The following is a 21,757-nucleotide window of genomic DNA, read 5'->3' as shown; positions in this document are numbered from 1 at the left end:
AACTGGGGCAACCGGTATAGGGTTGATCGTTATAAACTGCGTGGCTGGAGCAGAACTTCCGCACCAGTTAGACGCTATAACCTGCACTTTATATGTTCCTGGATTCGGAAAGGAAATTTCGGGATATGCGGAACCAGTAGTCGTACCACTCACAAAGGAAGCTCCACTTGAGATTAGCCACTCATAAGATGTTACTGTTCCGCTGTAGGCAGGAGCATGGTTGGGAGTATCAATGCCAAATTTAATAGACTGAGGGCCACAATATGACACGTTCCTGGATAGTAATTCTACCGTGGGTGGAGGTACGTCTACTACTGTTACTGTTTGTGTTGCTGTTGAAGTTTTATTGCTACATAAGTTAAAAACAGAAAGAGAAATGTCATAAGTCCCTGCGTTTGGAAATCTGAATACAGGACTCTCGCTAGTTAAGTCTCCGCTTGTGATTGTATAATCTGTATCTGGGCTTACGGACCATCTATATTCTAAAGAGCCTCCCGTAGATTCATTTTTTATAGAAACATCTGAACCTATGCACGAGGTATTATTTATGGCATCAATGCTAAATGCAGCCTGAGGAGAATCGCTGTTAACCAGTACTACTCTGCTAATTTCATCAGTCCCACAGGAGTTGCTTACTTTAAGCTTAACCGTGTAATAGCCATGCTGGTTAAACTTGACATTCACCTTCTTTGAAATATCATCAACTGAAAGAACTTCATAACCCTCAATAGGATAAATGCCCCACTCATAGCTTAGATTTTCCCCACAGTCTCCTTTAGTTGAGTTGTCTGCAAAAGTTATAGTGGCGTTGGTGCAAGGTTTATCAGGACTAAGCGTAAAGTCGGCTTTGGGGCCTAAAACTGTTGACGACTCCTGAACTAGCATATCAGCCGTTACAAAAGCAGTCAAGTCTTTCAAGTTAGGAGTAGCCGCAAGTAGGCTGGTGATAGTATTTGTTTGCAGCTTGTTTTCAGAAAGTTTGGTAGAGTTAGAAGGTACTTGAGTAGGTGAAGATACTATTCCTCCTGATTGCACATTAAATTGGCGTGAAAATAAACCAGTTCTTATTGCTTGTATACCTGCTAGGTCTTCTGAGGTTTGCGGGGTATAGACAATATTATAATTTTTGTGAAGCCATAAAGTGCAAAACACTACATAAAGTAGTGTGATGCTTAATAGGATCATTTTACATGAATATCTTCCCATTATGACTGTAAAGGCTTGTTAAGTTCAAATTAAGAAGCTACTTTATAAACTGGATATAATGCTTATAGTGTTTGCGTTTTGCTCTTAAATACTCCTGCAAAAATATTGAAAAATATCAATTATTTGTGTCAAAGCTAAAGGAATAAATTGCATTATTATACTATTGTAGAAGTATTTTTAATATTAAAATAAATGAATTTTATTATATAATACAAAAAAATAAAGTGCAAAATATAAAACTGTATTTTAGCTTTTGATGAAGAAGTCAGTTTGAAAGATAATTGTACTGTAACTTTAGGTGTATTAAAAAAGGAGTATGTGAAGACCTAAGCAAGAGAACTAAAACAAACTACCACACATATTTACCTATCCCAAAAAATAAAGAGCCACCTGTATGTTGGTGGCTCTTTAGAATATCAGAAGTTTGGTTAAGGATATTCTATAGCACCTTTATCTTTAAAATGGTAGGATACTGAAAGGAGTGGTATACCTTATGGGTTGCTTTAGTGAAATCTTTCTCATTCGCTTCGAAGATGTTATCAACGTACTTCTGCGGATTTCGGTCTACAAGCGGAAACCAGGTACTTTGCACCTGCACCATTATACGGTGGCCTTTCTTGAATGTGTAAAGTACATCCTGTAGCTCCATATTTACAGGTGTCACTTTGTTTGGAATGAAGGGCTCTGGTGTTTCAAAACTGTTACGGAAGCGGCCTCGCATTACCTCACTGCGCACCATCTGCTGGTAACCACCCATCAGTTTTTCAGGCTGGTGTGGGTTTGCAGGCGCATCATCCGGGTAAACATCAATTAACTTCACAACCCAGTCGGCAGCAGTACCTGTTGTGGCTACCTGTAGCTGTGCCAGTATTTCGCCGGCAAACGTTATATCCTCTGTCAGCACGTCTGTTTGAAACGCAAGCACATCAGGGCGGCGGCTGGCGAAGCGTTGGTCGTCGGTCATGTATTCGCGTGTCATGCCAACGGCGACAGCTTCTGTAAACGGAACAGGCTTATCGGGGTCGCTGATGTATTCGCTGCTTTCTGCTTCATTGGCCTGTGGAGCTGCAAAGCTAAGTTTGCCATTTGCATGGAAGTACAGGTTCTTTTCCTGCACATTTTGCGGAGGCCACACATTAAACTCCCGCCACTGGTTAGTGCCACCCTCAAACATGATGGCTTCAGGCAAGGCAACAGATGTGTCTGTATCTTCTTTCAAATAGTGGTTAAAGAACTTTGCTTCTACATTTTCCTGGTACCACGGTGAGTTTTTCTGGCCGAAATATACATTGCCAATGGTGGAACCGTCTGTACGTGCCCAGCCGCCATGCACCCAGGGTCCCATTACCAGCATATTGGTCAGGTTAGGGTTATTTTTTTCTATTTCTCTGTATATCTTAAGCGGGCCGTACAAATCTTCAGCATCATACCAGCCGCCTACCGTCATTACGGCAGTACCTTGCAGGTTTTTTAGGTGTGGCAATAAGTTGCGGTCCTGCCAGAACTTGTCGTAGTTCGGATGGGCTGCCATTTCGTTCCAAAAAGCCACTTTATTTTTCAGATACTTCGTATTAGCGTTTTTGAGAGATCCCATGCGCATAAAAAAATCATAACCATCTGGAGTGCCATGGTCAAAGCGCGGATTCCGTTCTGAGGTAGGAGCAGGACGAGGTAATCCAAAACTGGCTAGAAAATTAAAGGCATGTGGCAGGAAGAAAGCTCCGTTGTGGTGAAAATCGTCCCAGAACCAATCGGCGATAGGAGCCTGAGGCGACACAGCTTTCAAAGCCGGGTGGTTGCTCATTAGACCGGCTGCAGCATAAAAGCCAGGATAAGATATACCCCACTGTCCAACCTTGCCATTGTCATTCTTAAGCCTTTTGGTAAGCCAATCTATCGTGTCATATGTATCAGTGCTTTCGTCTATGTCTTTCTTCCTGCGCTTCTTGTTTTCAATGTGGGGTGTCATGTTTACAAACTCTCCTTCCGACATATAAGTACCGCGTACATCCTGGTAAACAAATATGTAACCCTCGCGCATCATTGAAGAGCTGGGGCCAAGCGAAGTTTTATAAGCTTCTCCGTAAGGTCCTGCAGAGTAAGGTGTTCGGTTTATCAGGATAGGGTACTTTTTATTTTTATCCCCTTTCGGAGAGTAAACCACGGTATACAGTTTTTTACCGTCGCGCATCGGTATTTTGTACTCTTTTTTAAAGTAGTGTTCCCGTATGTACAGAGAATCTTCATTTACCTGCTGCGCCTTTACTTGTGCTGCGGCAATTAAAAACAGCAATAAAACTAAAAGGTGAAGCAAGCGCTTGTATAGGGTCATTATAGTGCTTTTAAGGTGGATCAGTTTGTTTAGCGATTTGAATATAGTAAATATTGTTTTTATGGTACAAGTTAACAGAAGTCTGCCAAGTTAAAGAAAGCCTTATCCATGATTTTAGTTAAGAAGGCTTTTCATGTTTATCTGATAGCTTTTTCTTCTTTTACTTTTAAGTACATGGTGCTCTTTATAAACACCTTAGACCCTATCCCGTACTAAATATTGTTTAAACTTTATTTATGCAACCTAAAACTATGAAAGCAATTTTTTATGAGAAGCATGGCGACGCGGATGTGCTTCAGTATGGTGAGCAGCCAAAACCGGAGGTAAAGGATGGGCACATACTGATTCGCGTTCATGCTGCCAGTGTAAATCAGGTAGATTGGAAGATGAGGGCAGGAAGTCCTTTGCCTGTGCCTGTAATAGGCTCTCCTGCCATACCTGGCAGAGATGTCGCAGGAGAGGTAGTGGAAATAGGAAAAAACGTAACACCCTTTAAAGTTGGCGATAAAGTGTTTGGGATGTTAAGTAGTACCATCGGAGGTGCTTATGCTGAGTTTGCTGTTATGCCTGCCGATGTAGCTGTAGTAATGCCTGCAAACCTTAACTACAAGCAAGCAGCAGCCGTGCCGCTGACAGCCCTTACGGCTTTACAGGCACTACGTGATAAAGGGGAGCTGGAGCCAGGGGAGAGGGTGTTAATAAATGGCGCGTCCAGTGCTGTTGGTATTTTTGCCGTTCAGATTGCCAAAGCTTTAGGAGCGGGTGAAGTAATAGGTACCTGTAGCAGCGACCATATAAAGTTGGTCAAAGACTTGGGTGCTGACCAGGTGATAGACTATAAGAAAGAAGACTTTACGAAACACAAAGAAAGCTATGATCTTATTCTAGATGCTGTCGCCAAAAGAACCTTTGCTGAAAGCAAAGACAGCTTAACTGAAAACGGACGCTACGTAACCACTGTGCCAAATCCGAAAGATATAATGGGTTATGTTACCTCTCTTTTTACAGACCGGAAACCTAAAACGATGATGGTAAAAGACCAGGGCGAAGACTTAGCCCTTATAAAGGATTGGATTGAAACGGGTAGTGTAAAGCCCATTATAGATAAAGTATTCTCCCTTAAAGATGCTGCAGATGCACAGCGTTACAGTGAAAAAGAAAGTGCATCCGGTAAAATTATTATTGAAGTTATTCCTGATGAAGAGGGGGTAACAAAGCCTTGAACATAAAAAACTCTCTCCTGCATCGTTTACTACTATTAGGTTAAGCATGTTTGATGCTAAATTTCAAGGTCTTACTAGTGAGGTAGGTATATTGTGGAGGTAAAACTATCGCAGGTGTTGCATGATAGCAAAAGGTAAAGGTGCCCAAACAGCTGTTTTTACACCGGCTTCTTTTAAGCCACGATTTGTCCAGTTATTGCAGTTTCGGAACAGGTAAAAGTGTCCGTGTGCTTTGTAAAAGTTATCTTTTCCTGTATAGCCAGCACCGTTTATCAGGATAAATTCTTTGTTCTGTTGCTGAAATGTAGCTACTATATATTGTACAAGGCCTTGATATTGCTGTTCAGATAGTATAAGAGGTTGTTGTGAGTTATTCGGTTCAAGACGTTTTTTTGCATAACTAACGTGCATGGCGCTTCGAGTGGGCCAGAAAAGAGCAGTAACGGCTACTCCTGGCTTTAAGTCTTTCCATGTTGGTGTTTCCATATAAAAGCGGTGGTCGCCCCAGCCAAAAGCAATGTACTGATAGCTACTATCTGCTTCTTTGTACTGCTGCAAAGGTAATTTAGTACGCCAGTCTATGTACTTGGTCTTAACAGGAAGAATCAGGTCAGTATGTATCCCATTGTCTGTTACAAATATTTCAATACCCTGCGAGTGCTGCGCAAAGCCCTTATTTACTGGTATGCTGCCCAACAGTAACATCAGAAGCAGAAAAAGAAAAACCAGTGAAACACCTGACACTAAACTATAGAGGCACCCGCTCCGCCACTTCTTTACCATAGCTATATTCTTTTTCACTGACCCTTAATTTAGGACTTATTTTACCGAAAAAGTGCATGATGGCAAACATGCTCTTAGTACATTTAGCAAAGCAATAGATAAAATAGACAATGTATAAGTTAAAGTCTGACTTATCTGATTACTTTGAAAGGCCTTGGGCCTTTAGTATTTTTAGTGGGTAAAGCTTATACTTGTCAGGTTAATTTTTGCGTTTTCCCAATTAGGAATGTCTGAAAACATGGTGTTGCTTCGAAACCTAATTCTCTTTGTAGTTGCTGGCTTTGTCTTGGCCTGTTCATCCGAAAAGGATGCCGAACCAAAAGTAGAGTCTGCCACGCCTGTGCCTTATCAATTGGAGATTCCAGCAGTTTTCCCTCAAAACTATACTATACCTGCTGATAACCCTATGATTGAAGAAGGTGTTGAGCTGGGGCGCTATCTTTTTTACGAGAAGATGCTCTCAGGTAACAATACCATGTCCTGCGGTAGTTGCCATCAGCAGGACAAAGCTTTCACAGACGGGAAAGCACTGGCAGTAGGAATTGATGGAATAGCGCATAAACGTAGCACGATGTCCTTAGGTAATGTGCTGTGGGCAACACAACTTAATTGGGATGGCAGTGCCTTGAGCCTTGAACAACAGGCACGAGGCCCTATCGAAAACCAGGATGAGCTGCACGAAAATCTTGCAGGAGCTGCACAGGAATTGCAGGCTACTGCGCTTTATCCGCCCATGTTCCAGAAGGCTTTTGGTACCAGCACGATTACAGAAGAAGATATTTTAAAAGCTTTAGCACAATTTGTGCGCACACTTGTTTCCTCTCATTCCCGCTATGATCGGTATCTGCAAGGCAAAGAGGAACTAACGCCGGAAGAACTGGAAGGAATGCAATTATTTATGACACATCCTGAGCCTAGTATAGGGCTGCGAGGCGGTAACTGCGGAGACTGCCACGGAGGCACCCTTACTTCTATGAATACCTTTCATAATAACGGCCTAGACGAAACCTTTACAGACAATGGGCTGGGAGATGTAACTGGTAACCCGGTGCATAATGGCTTGTTCAAAGCACCCTCTCTCCGCAACATTGCTCTCACGGCTCCCTATATGCATGACGGCCGGTTTCAATCGTTGGAAGATGTACTGGATCATTATAACGATCATCTTAAGTATAACAGCCCCAACCTTGACCCGTTAATTATAGAAGCATCTAATGAAGTAAATGGTAAAACACTATTGATTACGCAGGAAGAGAAGCGTAAGATTATTGCTTTCCTGCATACCCTTACCGATGCTACCTTTATAACCGATGAACGCTTTTCAGATCCTTTTACACAATAACCTTATGAGCAAAACAATTTATAAATTGCTGTTTCTGTTGCTGGCTTTGCCTTTTATTACAGCCTGCTCAGACGATGAGGAAACTGAAACTGCAGGCAATGTACAGGTAGAAATTAGCAACGTGGTAGGCAATGCTCCGCTAGAGCTAGGCACAACCACTTATACAAACCCGGCTGGAGACAGCTACAGTGTTACAAATTTTAAGTATTATATCAGTAATGTAAGGCTTGTTGGCAACAACGGACAAGTCACTTATGTTGAGCCGGAAAGTTACCACCTGATTGCACAGGATGGCAAGACTTCTTTTATGCTAGATGAAATACCTGTCGGAATTTATGATAAGGTGGAGCTTTCTATAGGCATCGATGAAAAGCATAACCATTCTACAGATCAGGAAGGAGACCTGGACCCGAGCAATGAGATGGTTTGGGATTGGGACACGGGATACAAGTTTCTTACATTAGTAGGGTCCTACACAGGCAATGCAGAAAGTGGAGCATTGGTGTTTCATGTAGGAGGAGATACCAACTATAAAACTATTTTATTGGATCTGCCTCAGGCCATCAACCTCCACGAAAAGTTCAGCTACAAGTTAACTATGCAGGCAGATGTGAATGAGTTGTTTCAAAGCCCTAATCTTATTGATTTTGATGTCATGAACTCAGGTGGGCATGGCGCAGGCCCTAGTATGCTGGCAGAGAACTATGGTAGTGAGTTTCTGAAAGTGACAGGGGTAAACTAGAAGCCATTGTCTATGCTAGTTCGGCAGGTTTATACGCATCTTCTTTTTTTGAGCCTATTATTTACTGCCGGATGTAGTAGTACAACAGAATATGAAGATGTTGCTTCTGGTCCTAGGGTTTATGAGCTTGTAGTGCCTGCTAACCTGGCAGCTACACTTCCGTCTCCTATACGTAACCCTGGCACGCAGGAAGGAGTGGAACTTGGGGAAAAGCTTTTTTATGATCCGGTGCTTTCGCAAACTGGTACCGTGTCCTGTGCTACTTGCCACCAGCCACAAAAAGCATTTACTGACGGAAAAGCTTTAACTACATTGGGAGTAACAGGCAAGCCTCTTCGTCGGCACGTCCCCTCGCTAGTGAACCTTGCCTGGATGAATGGCTATTTCTGGGACGGTGGGGCAAAAGACCTGGAGTCCATGGTGTTCGGGCCACTTACAGATCCTGATGAGATGGGGCAGAGCCTGAAAGAGCTTACCAACACTTTACAGCGTCATGAACAGTATCCGGAGTTGTTCAGAAAAGCATTCGGGACAGACTCTGTCACATCTGCTGCTGTTGCACGTGCACTGGCGCAATACTTACGAACCCTGATATCTGCTGATTCCCGATATGACAAACACGTACGGGGCGAGACAGGTGGATATATGAATAAGGAAGAGTTGCAGGGATGGGCCCTGTTTAAGCAGCACTGCAGTAGTTGCCATGCCACCGATTTTTTTACAGATAATGGCTACCATAACAACGGACTGGATAGTACTTTTTCTGCCAATTATGAAGAGCTGGCCTTTGGGCGTGGGCGCATTACGGGACAGCTTAGCGACAGAGGAAAATATAAAACGCCAACCTTACGTAACATTGCTCTCACCGCACCTTATATGCATGACGGCCGCTTTGAAACGCTTGATGATGTGCTGGAACATTACCGTTCGGGAGTTAGAATGTCTCCAGCTTTAGCTATTGAACTACAGCAGGAGGGAAGATTAGGAATAGCCCTATCAGGTGCAGAAAAAGCAAATATTATAGCTTTCCTGACCACACTTACAGATACTGGCTTTATCAAAACAAAATCTTTAATAGCCCCTTTATAAGCTAAAAGTACAGCTGAAATTAAAAATATGCTACGTCAGGTTACCTTATAAAAAGTCCTAACTTTGTGAATGTGGTAGTTCCCTTAAGGAGGTTATATAGGGAAAGAGCAAATTTCATATTCATGAAAAAGGTTAAGATTCAGGTACGTTATCCATTGTTTGCTGGCTTGTGCGCAGGACTTATGTTGCTGACATCAGGCTGTGTTTCTACATACATGCCTAATGTGCCGAACGTGCCTATGTTTACTGAGAAAAAGGAAATAAGTGCCGGAGGCCATATCTCTTTAAAAGGAAATATAAGTTTTACTTCTGCCTATGCTGTTTCAGATCATTTTGCCGTGATGCTTAATGGCTCTATCGTAGATAAGCAAGGTAAGAAGAACAGCTTTCAGCACAATTTGCTAGAAGCAGGAGGAGGCTACTTTACCACATTTGGTCCTGAAGACAGACGAATTCTGGAAGTATATGCAGGTTATGGAGGGGGTAGCAGTACCCGGAAAAAGAGAGAGCAGCGCGAAGACGGTACATGGTTTATGACCACCAGAGATGCTGAGTTTGATAAGTATTTTCTGCAGGTAAACTTTACTTCCAAGAAAAAGAAGTCACTCAGGTTGCTTGGCCGGGAGTACCCCTTGAACTATGGTACAGCGTTGCGGGCCAGCTATGTAGACATGGATAAGCACTTGCTGAACGGTAGCCCGGAAAAGCTGGAGGATAATATCTTTCTGGAGCCTATTTTCTATACCCGCATGGAACTTAGCCCTGCCGTACAGCTGCAATATACCACCGGTACAACCATTGGGTTAAAGAATCGTGATGCTCTTACAGCTGGCTATTCTGTATTTTCTATTGGTGCAATAGTTAACATCAGAAAGAATAACCGCCTAGACTAAAATTATTTCTGATGTGTTTTTCCCTTGTTATCAATAGAATAGAGGCTATACATGCTCCAGCCATCAACATTGCGCAATTTTTTTCCGACCTTTGCTGTTAAAAGCTAATCAACTACAGTACCCTTGTCTGAACTGCTAAATTTTAACTTCCCCTCTGAGCCAACTGTGGAGCGGGTTACATTGTTTGCCGATGTAATTCTGCCTTTGCCGCTGCCCAGGTTATACACGTATCGCATCCCCTTAGAAATGAATGATGAGGTGTTGATAGGTGCACGGGTAATTGTGCAGTTTGGTGCCAAACGGGTGTTGAGCTGCATTGTAGCAGATATTCACGAAAATGCTCCGGAAGAGTACCAGGCAAAGTATATTTTGGATGTGCTGGATGATAAGCCCATTGTGACTGCTCCGCAGCTGAAGCTTTTTAAATGGATGGCCGAGTACTACATGTGTACCATTGGAGAGGTGATCAATGCCGCCCTGCCATCTGCTTTAAAGCTAAGCAGTGAGTCTCGCATCCAACTGCACCCGCAATACAACCCGGAAGAGGACGAGCTGATTCTGGCTGCTCAGGAGGAAAAGATTATATATGCGCTACAGCAGAACCAGTCGCTTACTTTTACGGAAGTTGGCAACCTGTTGCAACTTAAAAGCTACCATAAGTTTATAAAGTCGCTTATCCAGAAAGAAGCTATCATTATTTTTGAGCAGATCAGCGATAAATTTTCTCCTAAAGTAGTTAAAAAAGTACGCCTGTCGGAGCACTTTGTGCAGGAAGAGGGTATGTTAGAAGAGTTATTTAACCAGCTTACACCAAAGCCAAAACAACTCGATGTATTGCTGAACTACCTGCAAAGGGTACCTGTGCACCAGGATGTTAATCAGAACTACAAAGGCATTGAGAAAAATGTGTTAACAAATAATCCACACCTTTCTGTGTCTTCGGTCAACTCGCTGGTAAAAAAAGGAGTGCTGGAGCAGTTCGACCAGGTAGTATCACGCTTTCCGATGGATGTAGAGGCGCAGCAACTACCCATGACCCTGTCGGAGTACCAGGAAAAGGCAAAGGATGAAATATTAGGCTTATTTAAGGAGAAGGACACGGTATTGCTGCATGGTATAACAGGCAGTGGCAAAACAGAAGTGTACATAGACCTGATAAAGCATGCCCTGGAGGCAGGCGGGCAGGTGCTGTATCTATTGCCGGAGATTGCTCTTACAGCCCAGATCGTGACCCGCCTGATGAAAGTGTTTGGTGATAAGCTGGGTGTTTATCATTCTAAGTTCTCTGATAATGAGCGGGCTGAAGTGTGGCAGGGCATTCTGTCGGGACGCTTTCAGGTGGTGGTGGGTGTGCGCTCATCTATTTTCCTGCCTTTCCATGATCTGTCTCTGCTGATAATTGATGAAGAGCATGAGGCAAGTTATAAGCAGTACGACCCTGCCCCTCGCTATAATGCCCGGGAAACAGGTTTAATGATGGCGCACCTGCAGAGAGCCAAGACGTTGCTTGGTTCTGCTACACCATCTATAGAATCTTACTATAACTGCCAGACTGGTCGTTGGGGGCTGGTAAGCATGACGAAACGTTTTGGCAAAGCTCAGTTGCCCGATATTGAGCTGGTCGATACCCGCGATGAGCAGAAGCGTAAAAATATGCACAGCCATTTTTCAGGTAAATTACTGACTGCCATTGAAGAACGGCTACAGCGACAGGAGCAGGTAATACTCTTTCAGAACCGCCGTGGCTATGCCCCTTTTATTAGCTGCGATGAGTGCTCCTGGATTCCGAAGTGCAAGTACTGCGCGGTGAGTTTATCTTACCACAAGTACAACAACGAACTGCGTTGCCATTACTGCGGCTATCACGAGCGCATGCCGCACGATTGCCCGGCCTGTGGCGCCACTACCCTGAAAAGCATGGGCTTTGGTACCGAGAAGGTAGAAGATGAGTTAAAGCTGATGCTCCCGAAGGCAGAGGTGCAGCGTATGGATCTGGATACTACGAAAGCCAAAAACAGCTATCAACAGATTATTGCTGATTTCGAAAATGGCAAAACCAATGTGCTGGTGGGTACGCAAATGGTAACCAAAGGGCTTGACTTCGAAAATGTGAGTTTAGTAGGCATTCTGAACGCTGATACTATTATCAACTTCCCTGATTATCGGGCGCACGAGCGGGCCTACCAGTTGTTTGTGCAGGTAAGTGGTAGGGCAGGGCGTAAAGGTAAGCCAGGTTCAGTTATTATTCAAACCCGAGATCCGTTGCAGTCTATCTTCCGGAAAGTGCGCAACAATGACTATCAAAGCCTATATGAGCATGAAATAGAAGAACGCATGCGCTTCAGTTATCCGCCGTTTGTGCGTATGATACGAATTACTATTAAGCATGCGGAGGAAGATACTTCTGAAAATGCAGCCATTGTACTGGCTAAAGACCTGACTGACCGTTTAGGTAAACAGCAGGTATTGGGGCCGGAGGTGCCTTATATCTTCAAGATCAGGAATCTGTTCCTGAACGAAATACATATTAAGCTTCCCAGAAGCAACACTAATCTACGCGCAGCTAAAGATCAGTTGAGCCAGGCTATTTTTAATCTTAAGCTGTTGCCCGACTTTAAAGGCTTAAGGGTTGTAGTGGACGTGGATCCGGTTTAGAAAGAAAAGAGAAGTTGAAGAATAACTATTGACTTTCGTTTCTTTAAGTATAGGACTTTGTACTTAAAGAAAGCGATTCTTTCAAAGCTGTTATTAAGGAGATGTTGAAGTAATATACGGGCAGACGAAAAAATAAAAAAAATCTAAAGTTCACAACCTTAATTTAATCGTTCCCGTATAATTTGATACCTTTGGCTAAAAGTTGAGAACCTGAAAGTCTTTATAGTAATCAGACGGATTATGTAGACTTTCAGGTTTTTCTTTTTGTACAGCTTTAGCAGTTACTTCTTTTTCTTTTCTTTCAAATATACCATCAGGTACATTGCTCCGAAAAATAGGAAAGCCCCTAAAAAGAAAACATCTATCCACTCAAAGTCTCTGCTTATAATGTCATAAGCTTTTACTACTGCAAATATTAAGCAGGCTGCTGCTAGTATTATCCTGAATGCTTTTCGGTTTTGCATGTACTAGAAGTGCGATATGTAAAGCCAGTTAATCCACTTAGTCATGGTCGTCTTCCAGCGTCATAAAGTTAATGATGGCAACTACTACAAATACAAATAGCAAAAGCTGGTCTACCCAGTTACTGTCCGCCGTTATCAGTTGATATGTTTTATAAACAGCCAGCAGAGAAAAAGCTACACCTAATATTATCTTAAGAATTTTCTGCTTTTGCATAGTTAAGAAGTTTTATAGACGCTATAAATGGCATCTAAAGTAGAAAATACCTGGCCAGTTTACATAATAGCCAGGTTTATTAATGCTATTGTTTTAAACACCGTTCTTTAATTAGCTTGAGGTGGTGTATTTCATGGCCAAGGATGCTATAGCCGAGTGCCCTGACAGAAACTCTTTTGCCGCTGCCGATACCTGTTCTGCTTAAAGCCTCTTCATCAAAGTTTCGGAAAAGTTCGATGGTGGCCAGACGTACAGCTATAAACTCTTGCAGTATAGAAGCAATAGCGCGCACAGCTGCTTTAGCAGGCACTATGTACCTGTCCTGGTCAAAACCTGAAAGTTCTGTTTCATCGTGGCGGGCAAAGCGAAGCGCACGGTAAGCGAAAATTCGTTCTGTATCCATCAGGTGAACAAGTATTTCTTTTATACTCCATTTACCTGGTGCATAGTGGTAATTTAATTTTTCTTCCGGTAGCTCCCGAAAATAACCCGTGATGTAGGAGCCACTGGCTTCCAATCCGTACAGCAGGTCTTCTGTCTGTGCTCCTTCTACATAATTCTTAAAGAAAGCATCATACTCAGTTGGCGAAGGAGGTGTTATAATATAATTCATTATGTTTACAGGTGTCCAGTAACAATCAAAGGCACGAAGGTACTAAGAGGCGCTATCATTTACGAATTACCAGTTCTGAATTATACAGGGAAGTGGCGGCAAAATAAAATGAGCGAATAAGGCAACTATTCAAGTTGCCTTATTCGCTCATCAGAAATTTAAGGTAATAGACTATTGCCCCACCAGGAATACGGCGTTACCAAAAAGAAGCTTGCCATTTTGCCAGAAGGCTCGGAACAATGGGTTATCTGCCATATAGAGAATCTGTCCACGGCCCATGCCTTGTGCCCCGAATATAAGGGCATCCTGGAGTTTTTCTTTAATGTCTGCTCCCACAAAACCTGTTATGTGGTTGTCCTTCTTCAGAACACCTACATTCCAGCCATTGTCCATATATTCAAATGTATTGGCTGAACGAATAAGAGCATAGTAAGCATCTCCGTAGCCATATGCAAGCGGATGTGTTTTATCTAAATCAACCCTGTAAATGCTGCCTTGCACTTCTTCCGACAATGCTTCACGCTCACGGTCAGCGTAAGTGCGTAAATTTGCATAAGGATCTTTCTTCTCTTTTGAAGTGCTGTCTTTTACTTGCGGAGCAGCTGCCTCTTTATTCTTTATGTTAAACCCGACCTTACCTGCTAAAAAGCTGGCGGCACTTTCTATGGCAATAAGTTTTCCTCCAGCTCTTACCCAGGCTTTTACTTCCTCTAACTTTTGCTCGTCCAGCACACGGCCATAAGAACCGCCGGGTAGTATCAATACATCAAACTCATTTAAAGGAACACTACTAAAATAAGAGGTATTAAGTACCGTAACAGGGTAATTAATCTGCTGCTCAAAGTAATGCCATGTTTCACCAAAGCTGTAAGGAGACACGCCCTCACCAGAAAGCAAAGCTACTTTAGGCATTTTGAGATAGCTGACACTGCCCGCCCCGAAATCTGAGCCGCTGGTTACAAATCCTGTCGTAGTGGCACTTAAGCTAACTCCGTGCTGCTTTGCCAGGTCACGTACCGTAACATCAAGTTTGTCGCCTATGCGCTCGTTGCCTGTACGAGTAATAATCAAGGTACCTGGGGCGTATTGCTTCTTATCAATTTCAAAAGCCTTTTCAGCCATACGTACTTTTATATCTTTCTGCATCAGGTCTGCCAGAAACTTAAGGTCCTGAAGGTTAGTCCAGCGGGCTAAGTAGGCATAAGGTCTTTCTAGGGTGATGTTCTGCTCAGTTGTTGCAGTTGGCTGTGTAGAGCCTGGTTCCAAACGACTACGCAGTGCATAAGCATCGAGGCCAAAGGCATAAGGCAGTGCCCAGGATGTGATGTCGTATGTAAGGGAGTCTTCCAGCGTAGTAGACGGCTCAAACAGTACCTTTATAAGGGTGGATTTAGGCTGATACATGCTGATAACAAGGTCATTCTGCGCTACTTTTACACTCTGCTCTTTGCCTGTTGCATAGTTAAAGCCTTTGGCAGATGTGTTCTTACCTGCATAGCCATATTTGATTCCCTGGCGGTCCAGGTAATCTGTTAATGCCTTAGCATTAGCAGCCGTGCGGTCGGTTGTTTTAAAAACAAAAGCCTTGTAGGCACCTTGGGGACTTTTTAGGTTATTCTCATAGTATTTGCGGAATTCCTGTTTTATCTGGTCTCCTCTTTCTGAGGCAGCCTGTAGTGTTGCCTTGCTTGCTGCTACATGGTGTGCAATACGATCTGTCAGCGTTAGTGTATCCCCATCCTGTTTTTGATAAGCCAAACCAGCACGCCCTGAGCCGCCTTGTTCATAAGTCATGCCAATGGCTCCGTTATATGTAGGCCAGGTGTCGCCATAGCTAGGGTACAGCAGGTCATAGCTTTCACGGGTAAAGTACAGCCAGTTGTTTTTGTCGAAATACTGACGGTTATATTCTCCTAAGGTATTCTGAAACTCACGCTGCCAAGGAGTTATACTTTCGTGGAAAGGCTTGGCTGCAGGAGAGAAATAATAAGGTGACTCTGCACCCATCTCATGAAAGTCGGCATGCACCTGCGGCAACCAGTTGTTGTACTGTGCCAGGCGCTGCTTCGATTCTATTTGTGTTTGCCAGGCCCAGTCACGGTTCAGGTCGAAATAGTAGTGGTTTGGTCTTCCTCCCGGCCATGGCTCATAGTGCTCCCAGGCATAAGGAGAGGCATTTCCGCCCTGGTTAGACGCTTGCTTATACCATTGTACATATCGCTCACGTCCGTCAGGGTTTACACAAGGGTCCAGCAATACCACCGTATTTTGTAGCCACTGCTGGCTTTGTGCATTGTTAGGGTTTACGAGGTCGTACATTACCTGCATTACCGCTTCTGAAGACACAGACTCATTGCCATGCACATTATAGCTTAACCATACTATGGTAGGCTGGTTGCCCTGTACTTGTCCGTTTAGTACACCTGCCTGGCGCAGGTTATTCTCCCGGATCTGTTCCATGCGGGGCAGGTTTTCATCTGAAGCTACATAAGCCAGCATCAACGGACGGTTTTCGTACGTACGGCCATATTCCTGTACCTTCATGCGGTTAGGCGCTTGTTGTGCCAGGTAATTTACATAATCGAGAATGCGGGCATGAGGCGTAAATTGTTTGCCCAGTTCATAACCCAGAAACTGAGACGGCGACTGCAGACTTTGTTGCGCTACAGCCAACTGCACACTAAGCAGAACCATCAGAAAAGCGAGAACTCGCTTTAAGGTATTTGTCATGTTACGTTAGATGTTGTTAGGTGTGATTTTCTTAATCTGGTAAAACTGGGGAAAAAAGCTGATTAAGGCAATTGTTATCGGAGGGGATGTTGTCCCAATTCAAAAAACAAGCTTTAAATGTCTAAGTTATAATTGATTTGTACTGACTCATGTGGTCGTGTATTGTTTGTTTACGCAATATTTGGCACCTGTTATTAAACAAGATAATATAGAATAGAGGTTTTGTGATCAGTTTCTTAAAATATATTGTCTATTATTGAACGGCGGTTATAAGATAAATACCTTGCCAGGAATGATTCTATAAGGAAAAGCATTTATAGAAGCATAGTAAAGAATTTCAATAATTATAATATGGATTCAGCTTTTACATTGCAGGATAACCCGCTGTTACAGGGCATAAAGGTAATCGGTATAGGGAAGCATGGCAGTAAACCTTTAACTGATTTTCTTTTAGATGAAATTATAAAGTATGTAAGAAGTGGTGATGTTGTGCCCATTCAGAAGGGGGCTTTTTATGGAGCTTTAATGGCAAAAGGACCTACCGAGAAGGAACAACAGTTACTGCGCGACGGAACTGGAGCATCTTTTTATCATGAAGAGCAACTCTATGACAGCCTCTGTGCCGATTCACCAGAGGATATGCAAGAGATAGGTGTAAAGCTGCTCAGAAAAGAATTTCTGACAGTAAGTGAAGCGCAGAAACTGGGAAATTACATGTTTTCTGATTTGCCGGGAGAGACTTTTAGAGGAATGGCAGCCAGCATGCTTCGCATACGCTATGAATCGGACGAAGAATACCAGGGGCTGATGGCCGCTGCTAACCTTACATTCAAACCTGGTTTTCATGATACTGTTCCAGTTACTAAATCTGCTATACAGTTAGCCGAGCCTTTTGATGGTGTAGAGCACTCTTACATGATTACGCCGCTGTTAGCGAAAGCCTTACAAAAAGCCGGATATCCTGTCATTGTAAGTATGGGCAGGTCTGCTGGTCCTAAACTTTCACTTAATACCTTGGATATTTACAGAGCTTTAAACGGAAAGTTTCTCCAAAGCAATCATGATCTTATAGAAGAAGCACCCTTGTTTGGGTGGGCGTTGGATCAGGAAGTACTATCACCTGCTTTAGACGAATGGGTAGAGCGGAGAAGGCTTATCTTTAAACGTCCTTTTCTGGCTACATTAGAGAAAGTGCTAAACCCATGTAAGGCAAAGATCCTGATTACTTCTGTCTTTCATATTACTTACATGGAGAAAATGATTAAGCTGGCTGATATGGCTGGTTTTTCTGGTGTTATCATTCTAAAAAGAGGATTGGAAGGAACATTAGCACCATCTTTAGCTAAGGCAAGTGGTATTCTGTGTGCGGCCCGGCAACTTGATGGAACCTATGCTACTCAGGCGTTTGATGCAGATGCCGAAGCCTTTGTTGCTTACAGGGCAGAATCTGACGATAACGTTGTGCCCTTACATCTGGAAGACAACCTGAGGCTTATTCAGCAATATACAGAGCAGGGCTTTACGGGTAATAAAGATTTTGATAACCGGATTAATCTGGCTATTGCGCTGTATAAAGCAGGAGTGGAGTGGATAACAGAAAACTCTTATTTCTAAGCGTTATTTAAAAGCCTACAGGATACAGGCAAGTATCCTGTAGGGGCATGGACTATTGCTTATTTTCTATCAAAGCGAAGGGAACTTACTCGTTGGCTGTTGTGCCCTGTCTTTAAGTTGTTTGAGTGCTTCTGCTGCTGTTTGCACAGGTAATTGGCAGGTTTTGTTGTAGCAGACATAAATAGTTGTTTTATTGTTTATAGCAGTTCTATCCTGAAGCAGGGGCAGGTTGCTTTTACCTGTGGTACCAGCAAAAAGGATGTTTGGCAAATAAAAGGCGCTAACCTCTGCTCTTGTTTCGGCAGCTTCTTCTCCTACTATAGCCACCTCTGCGGTTGGAGTTAGCTTGTGGAAGTAAAGGGAAGCCCAGTTGCTCAGGAAGGAAGGTTCTTTAATGATCAGATCAGTCATCCTACTCAGCATTTCATCTGAAAGCTGCTGATACCGTTCTTCATTGAAGTACAGCCCCAGGAAGTGCAGGTTGCTTGCCATCACGGAGTTAGAAGACGGTATAACGTTGTCCATAACCTCTTTTTTTCTGGCAATAAGTTTTTCTGAGCTGTTATCGGTAAAGAAGAACATGTTCTCTTTTTCGTCAAAAAAATGCTCCAAGGTATAATCAGTCAGAGCTTTTGCTCTCTGTAGCCATTGTTCATCAAAAGTGATCTCATACAACCTGGTGAGCGCTCGTATCAGCAGTGCATAATCATCCAGAAAGCCGTCTATGGTTGCTTTTCCTTCTTTGTAGTTATGAAACAGTTTTTCACCATGTGTCATGTTGTCAAGAATGAAATTGGCACTATCTACTGCTAATTCCAGGAAGTGCTTGTTTTCGAAAGCATAATAGGCATCAGCAAGGCCTTTCAGCATCAGTGCATTCCAGGAACACAGAATCTTGTCATCGGTGCCAGGGCGAATACGGTTCGCGCGTACAGCCATCAGTTTATCTTTCCAACCCTTCACCATTTCTTCCAGCACTTCCAACTCTAACTGGTTTTCCTGTGCAAACTTCTCATTAGAGATGCGGCGGTGCAGTATATTGCGGCCGTGCTCAAAATTGCCGGCTGCTGTGGCATGATAGTATTTGGAAAACAGCGGTTCCTCGTCCTGCAGTATGTCCTGTAGCTCTTCTTTGGTAAAAGTGTAAAACCTGCCTTCTTCGCCCTCACTGTCTGCATCTAGGGAGGAGTAGAACCCGCCTCCGGCTCTCATAAGTTCGCGTTCTACAAAAGCAACAGTTTCGTAAACCACATCTTTGTAAAGCGGGTCTTTCGTTAGCTGGTAAGCTTCGGAGTAAAGGCTTACTAATTGGCCGTTATCATACAGCATTTTCTCAAAGTGAGGTACAAGCCATTCTGCATCTACAGAGTAACGGGCAAAGCCACCGCCAACCTGGTCGTAGATGCCTCCATAAGCCATTTCCCGCAGGGTAAGGTTTACCTGGCTAAGAATAGACTGGTCGTTAGTGTGACTATAGTAGCGGAGCAGGAAGAGATAATCGGTTGGCATCGGAAATTTAGGTGCCTGGCCTATGCCTCCTTTTTCTTTGTCAAACTTAGTACTGAGGTTGTAGCCTATCAGTCTCAGGTCTTCTTCACGTATATGAAAGTTGCTTTTACTTAAACCGTATTTCTCCAGCTCGCTTCGGTTAAGGTGGGCTGCAAACTGTTCCGCAGAATTATCCAGTTCTTCTCTGTTCTTCTTATATACATCTGCAATGTTTATTAACAGGTTAACCCACTGCTGCGGCTGGAAATAAGTGCCGCCGTAAAAAGGCTTGGCATCGGAGTTAAGAAACATGTTTAAGGGCCACCCACCCTGCAGACCCATTGCATGTAAGGCATCCATGTAAACAGCATCTACATCAGGGCGCTCTTCCCTGTCTACCTTAACGCACACAAAATGCTCATTCATTACCTGAGCTACTTTCTCATGCTCAAAAGACTGATGCTCCATTACGTGGCACCAGTGGCAGGCAGCATAGCCAATGCTTACAATAATAGGTTTATTCTCCGCCTTTGCCCTTTGCAGTGCCTGCTCTCCCCATGGGTACCAGTCTACAGGGTTGTAGGCGTGTTGCAGCAGGTAAGGGCTACTTTCGTGTATCAGGCGGTTTGGTTTCTTTTCTTCAGTCATAGTTTATTAGATAATAGACACTAGATATTGGCAGTAGCTTGTTTGAATTAAGGAAATGTTCTTTAAAGCTCTAAGTTGAACCGTGTTATACATACAAGCTATTGGTTCAGAAGTGCTGTAATCTGGTGTCTGACATATAATTTTCTACGGGCAAGTCAGATAAAAGTATGTGGCTGATTGGGACGATACTGAAGCACAGGTTATTACTGCAGCTGTGCTTTAAACTGCGCGGCTTCAGCCGCTGTGCTTATTTTGTACTTTTGCTCCAGCTGTTGCAGCTGCTTTAAGGCGCGCCTAAGAAAAGTTTGGTGTGCTTCGGAAGCAGGGTGAAAAGCCCTGTGCGTTAGTGCCCGCTGCACTTTTTCCCAGTCCTGGGTAAATTGGCTAAACTCCTTATCATAATAAGCGGCTATGAACTTTTGCCAGATATAGTCTTCTGCCGTTTCAGTTGGGTGCAACATGTCGTGCTTGTAAAAGCGGTAATCGCGCAGGTCGTCCAGCATAATTTCATAAGCCGGAAAGTATAGTACGTCTTCATGCAGTTGCGTTAGCTGATGGCACATCACACGAAGCACAGATTTGCTTACGCTGTTCATCTCTATTGTCTCTTTGATGTGGCGTACCGGGCTTACAGTTAGCAGCACTCTCAGTTGAGGGTTGATCATCTTAAGCAGACTGTACATGTCTTCAAAAGCCAGAATTATTTCTTCAGACGAGAGCAGTGTACGGGTAAAGTTTTTTGAAGGCAATTTATGGCAGTTGGCTACTACGGCACCTGTTGTATTCAGTTTATAAGCTAGTGCTGTTCCCAATGTGATAATCAGCAGAGAAGCTTGCTGCAGTGCTTCACTGGTAGTTTGAAGGCGCTGCTGTATCTGTGCTATCAAATCGTCTTTAGAAGGCGAGGAGAAGGAAGAATGTAAATCATAGGCATACCAGATTCCATTGTTCTGCACTAAGTGCTGTTCAAAATCATAAGGCTGGCCCGATGCTGCCTTTAAAAGCAGGCTAACAGATACAGGATTGAAGATGGTGCCGAAGGGGTTAACAAGTACATCAACTTTATGCTGTTGAAGTTTAGTGCCAATAACATCTGCAAAACAGGAGCCTATTGTAACGACATTATCTTGTAAACCTAAGGCTAATCCTGATGGAGCTACTTGTACTTCTGTGCGGAACATGTAATTTATATGTGTGCTTTCTGTTGTTATGCTAGGTAAAAACAAAAGCGCCCTGCTGTGGGCAGGGCGCTTTTAGAATACATTCTAATGTTAGAACTATTCAGCAACCACGTTAAAACGTACCTGGTGCTTCACTTCTTTGTGCAGGTTAAGCGTAGCAGTATACTCGCCGGCTGTTTTCACATCCTGATCGAAAGAGATACGCTTACGGTCTACATCATATCCTTTTGCCTTCAGGGCATCAGAAAGTTGAAGTGTAGTTACAGAACCGAAGATTCTTCCAGTCTCACCTACTTTAGCAGGAATATCCAATACTACGCCACCGATGTTGTTGGCCAACTCCTGTGCGTCGTTTTTGATTTTCTCAGCTTTATGAGCAGCCTGGCGGATATTCTCAGCCACTACTTTCTTGTTAGAAACGCTGGCGATAACTGCTAACCCTTGTGGAATAAGGTAGTTACGGCCGTATCCTGGCTTAACTGTTACTGTATCGTTTTTGTAGCCTAAGCCTTTAACGTCATCTTTAAGTATTACTTCCAT

The 21,757-nt window shown here is 43.4% G+C and carries 16 protein-coding genes; 7 read left to right on the top strand and 9 right to left on the bottom strand.

Annotation, left to right across the window (positions count from 1 at the left end):
- Both LN995_RS17980 and LN995_RS17975 read right to left on the bottom strand, forming a co-directional pair.
- The coding region (locus tag LN995_RS17980; RefSeq protein ID WP_229962474.1) for a hypothetical protein at positions 1–1,185 on the bottom strand (1,185 nt) is incomplete at its 3' end.
- A 460-nt stretch (positions 1,186–1,645) separates the two neighbouring features.
- Entirely contained in the window at positions 1,646–3,538 is a 1,893-nt protein-coding gene (locus LN995_RS17975) for a CocE/NonD family hydrolase (RefSeq protein ID WP_229962473.1), read from the bottom strand.
- A 251-nt stretch (positions 3,539–3,789) separates the two neighbouring features.
- On the opposite strand from LN995_RS17975, the gene LN995_RS17970 reads away from it, so the two are divergent.
- Positions 3,790–4,761 (top strand): NAD(P)-dependent alcohol dehydrogenase, encoded by a 972-nt coding sequence (locus tag LN995_RS17970; RefSeq protein ID WP_229962472.1) that lies wholly within the window; start codon positions 3,790–3,792, stop codon positions 4,759–4,761.
- Between the two features lie 105 nt (positions 4,762–4,866).
- Here LN995_RS17970 and LN995_RS17965 read toward each other — a convergent pair whose 3' ends face one another.
- Positions 4,867–5,544: a TIGR02117 family protein gene (locus LN995_RS17965; RefSeq protein WP_229962471.1), complete on the bottom strand. Its 678-nt coding sequence runs from the start codon at positions 5,542–5,544 to the stop codon at positions 4,867–4,869.
- A 226-nt stretch (positions 5,545–5,770) separates the two neighbouring features.
- Between LN995_RS17965 and LN995_RS17960 the strand changes: the two genes are divergently transcribed.
- From LN995_RS17960 to priA, 5 genes are all read left to right on the top strand, one after another.
- The gene (locus LN995_RS17960; protein ID WP_229962470.1) at positions 5,771–6,886 is read left to right on the top strand and encodes a cytochrome-c peroxidase; all 1,116 of its coding nucleotides are present in this window, start codon (positions 5,771–5,773) and stop codon (positions 6,884–6,886) included.
- 4 nt (positions 6,887–6,890) lie between these two features.
- The gene (locus LN995_RS17955; protein WP_229962469.1) at positions 6,891–7,628 is read left to right on the top strand and encodes an MbnP family protein; all 738 of its coding nucleotides are present in this window, start codon (positions 6,891–6,893) and stop codon (positions 7,626–7,628) included.
- Positions 7,629–7,640: 12 nt separating this feature from the next.
- Positions 7,641–8,717, top strand: coding sequence for a cytochrome-c peroxidase (locus tag LN995_RS17950; protein ID WP_229962468.1), 1,077 nt, complete (start codon positions 7,641–7,643; stop codon positions 8,715–8,717).
- A gap of 122 nt (positions 8,718–8,839) precedes the next feature.
- A complete protein-coding gene (locus LN995_RS17945; protein ID WP_229962467.1) occupies positions 8,840–9,610 on the top strand; it encodes a hypothetical protein in 771 nt (256 codons plus the stop codon).
- Between the two features lie 123 nt (positions 9,611–9,733).
- Complete coding sequence (gene priA, locus LN995_RS17940) at positions 9,734–12,265, top strand: replication restart helicase PriA (protein ID WP_229962466.1); 2,532 nt, start codon at positions 9,734–9,736, stop codon at positions 12,263–12,265.
- A 501-nt stretch (positions 12,266–12,766) separates the two neighbouring features.
- Here priA and LN995_RS17935 read toward each other — a convergent pair.
- The 3 genes from LN995_RS17935 to LN995_RS17925 all read right to left on the bottom strand — a co-directional run bounded on the left by LN995_RS17935 (position 12,767) and on the right by LN995_RS17925 (position 16,286).
- The gene (locus LN995_RS17935) at positions 12,767–12,943 is read right to left on the bottom strand and encodes a hypothetical protein (protein WP_229962465.1); all 177 of its coding nucleotides are present in this window, start codon (positions 12,941–12,943) and stop codon (positions 12,767–12,769) included.
- An 85-nt stretch (positions 12,944–13,028) separates the two neighbouring features.
- Positions 13,029–13,556, bottom strand: coding sequence for a DinB family protein (locus tag LN995_RS17930; RefSeq protein WP_229962464.1), 528 nt, complete (start codon positions 13,554–13,556; stop codon positions 13,029–13,031).
- A 171-nt stretch (positions 13,557–13,727) separates the two neighbouring features.
- Entirely contained in the window at positions 13,728–16,286 is a 2,559-nt protein-coding gene (locus LN995_RS17925; protein ID WP_229962463.1) for a M14 family metallopeptidase, read from the bottom strand.
- Between the two features lie 351 nt (positions 16,287–16,637).
- Between LN995_RS17925 and LN995_RS17920 the strand changes: the two genes are divergently transcribed.
- Positions 16,638–17,900 (top strand): anthranilate phosphoribosyltransferase, encoded by a 1,263-nt coding sequence (locus LN995_RS17920; protein ID WP_229962462.1) that lies wholly within the window; start codon positions 16,638–16,640, stop codon positions 17,898–17,900.
- A 69-nt stretch (positions 17,901–17,969) separates the two neighbouring features.
- Here LN995_RS17920 and LN995_RS17915 read toward each other — a convergent pair whose 3' ends face one another.
- From LN995_RS17915 to rplI, 3 genes are all read right to left on the bottom strand, one after another.
- Positions 17,970–20,036, bottom strand: coding sequence for a thioredoxin domain-containing protein (locus LN995_RS17915; RefSeq protein ID WP_229962461.1), 2,067 nt, complete (start codon positions 20,034–20,036; stop codon positions 17,970–17,972).
- A 203-nt stretch (positions 20,037–20,239) separates the two neighbouring features.
- Positions 20,240–21,217 carry a GSCFA domain-containing protein gene (locus LN995_RS17910; protein ID WP_229962460.1) on the bottom strand — a complete coding sequence of 326 codons (978 nt, stop codon included), beginning with the start codon at positions 21,215–21,217 and terminating at the stop codon, positions 20,240–20,242.
- A 96-nt stretch (positions 21,218–21,313) separates the two neighbouring features.
- Positions 21,314–21,757: a 50S ribosomal protein L9 gene (rplI, locus tag LN995_RS17905; protein ID WP_229962459.1), complete on the bottom strand. Its 444-nt coding sequence runs from the start codon at positions 21,755–21,757 to the stop codon at positions 21,314–21,316.

This window comes from Pontibacter silvestris (assembly GCF_020907275.1).
Lineage (GTDB): Bacteria > Bacteroidota > Bacteroidia > Cytophagales > Hymenobacteraceae > Pontibacter > Pontibacter silvestris.
The sequence above is the reverse complement of the archived record's forward strand: the minus strand, read 5'-3'. Positions and strand labels throughout refer to the sequence as shown.

Bases quoted from the DNA above. Each gene is read 5' to 3' on its own strand.
- LN995_RS17975 (WP_229962473.1), bottom strand. From the start codon at position 3,538: ATGACCCTATACAAGCGCTTGCTTCACCTTTTAGTTTTATTGCTGTTT.
- LN995_RS17970 (WP_229962472.1), top strand. From the start codon at position 3,790: ATGAAAGCAATTTTTTATGAGAAGCATGGCGACGCGGATGTGCTTCAG.
- LN995_RS17965 (WP_229962471.1), bottom strand. From the start codon at position 5,544: ATGGTAAAGAAGTGGCGGAGCGGGTGCCTCTATAGTTTAGTGTCAGGT.
- LN995_RS17960 (WP_229962470.1), top strand. From the start codon at position 5,771: ATGTCTGAAAACATGGTGTTGCTTCGAAACCTAATTCTCTTTGTAGTT.
- LN995_RS17955 (WP_229962469.1), top strand. From the start codon at position 6,891: ATGAGCAAAACAATTTATAAATTGCTGTTTCTGTTGCTGGCTTTGCCT.
- LN995_RS17950 (WP_229962468.1), top strand. From the start codon at position 7,641: ATGCTAGTTCGGCAGGTTTATACGCATCTTCTTTTTTTGAGCCTATTA.
- LN995_RS17945 (WP_229962467.1), top strand. From the start codon at position 8,840: ATGAAAAAGGTTAAGATTCAGGTACGTTATCCATTGTTTGCTGGCTTG.
- LN995_RS17935 (WP_229962465.1), bottom strand. From the start codon at position 12,943: ATGCAAAAGCAGAAAATTCTTAAGATAATATTAGGTGTAGCTTTTTCT.
- LN995_RS17930 (WP_229962464.1), bottom strand. From the start codon at position 13,556: ATGAATTATATTATAACACCTCCTTCGCCAACTGAGTATGATGCTTTC.
- LN995_RS17925 (WP_229962463.1), bottom strand. From the start codon at position 16,286: ATGACAAATACCTTAAAGCGAGTTCTCGCTTTTCTGATGGTTCTGCTT.
- LN995_RS17920 (WP_229962462.1), top strand. From the start codon at position 16,638: ATGGATTCAGCTTTTACATTGCAGGATAACCCGCTGTTACAGGGCATA.
- LN995_RS17915 (WP_229962461.1), bottom strand. From the start codon at position 20,036: ATGACTGAAGAAAAGAAACCAAACCGCCTGATACACGAAAGTAGCCCT.
- LN995_RS17910 (WP_229962460.1), bottom strand. From the start codon at position 21,217: ATGTTCCGCACAGAAGTACAAGTAGCTCCATCAGGATTAGCCTTAGGT.
- rplI (WP_229962459.1), bottom strand. From the start codon at position 21,757: ATGGAAGTAATACTTAAAGATGACGTTAAAGGCTTAGGCTACAAAAAC.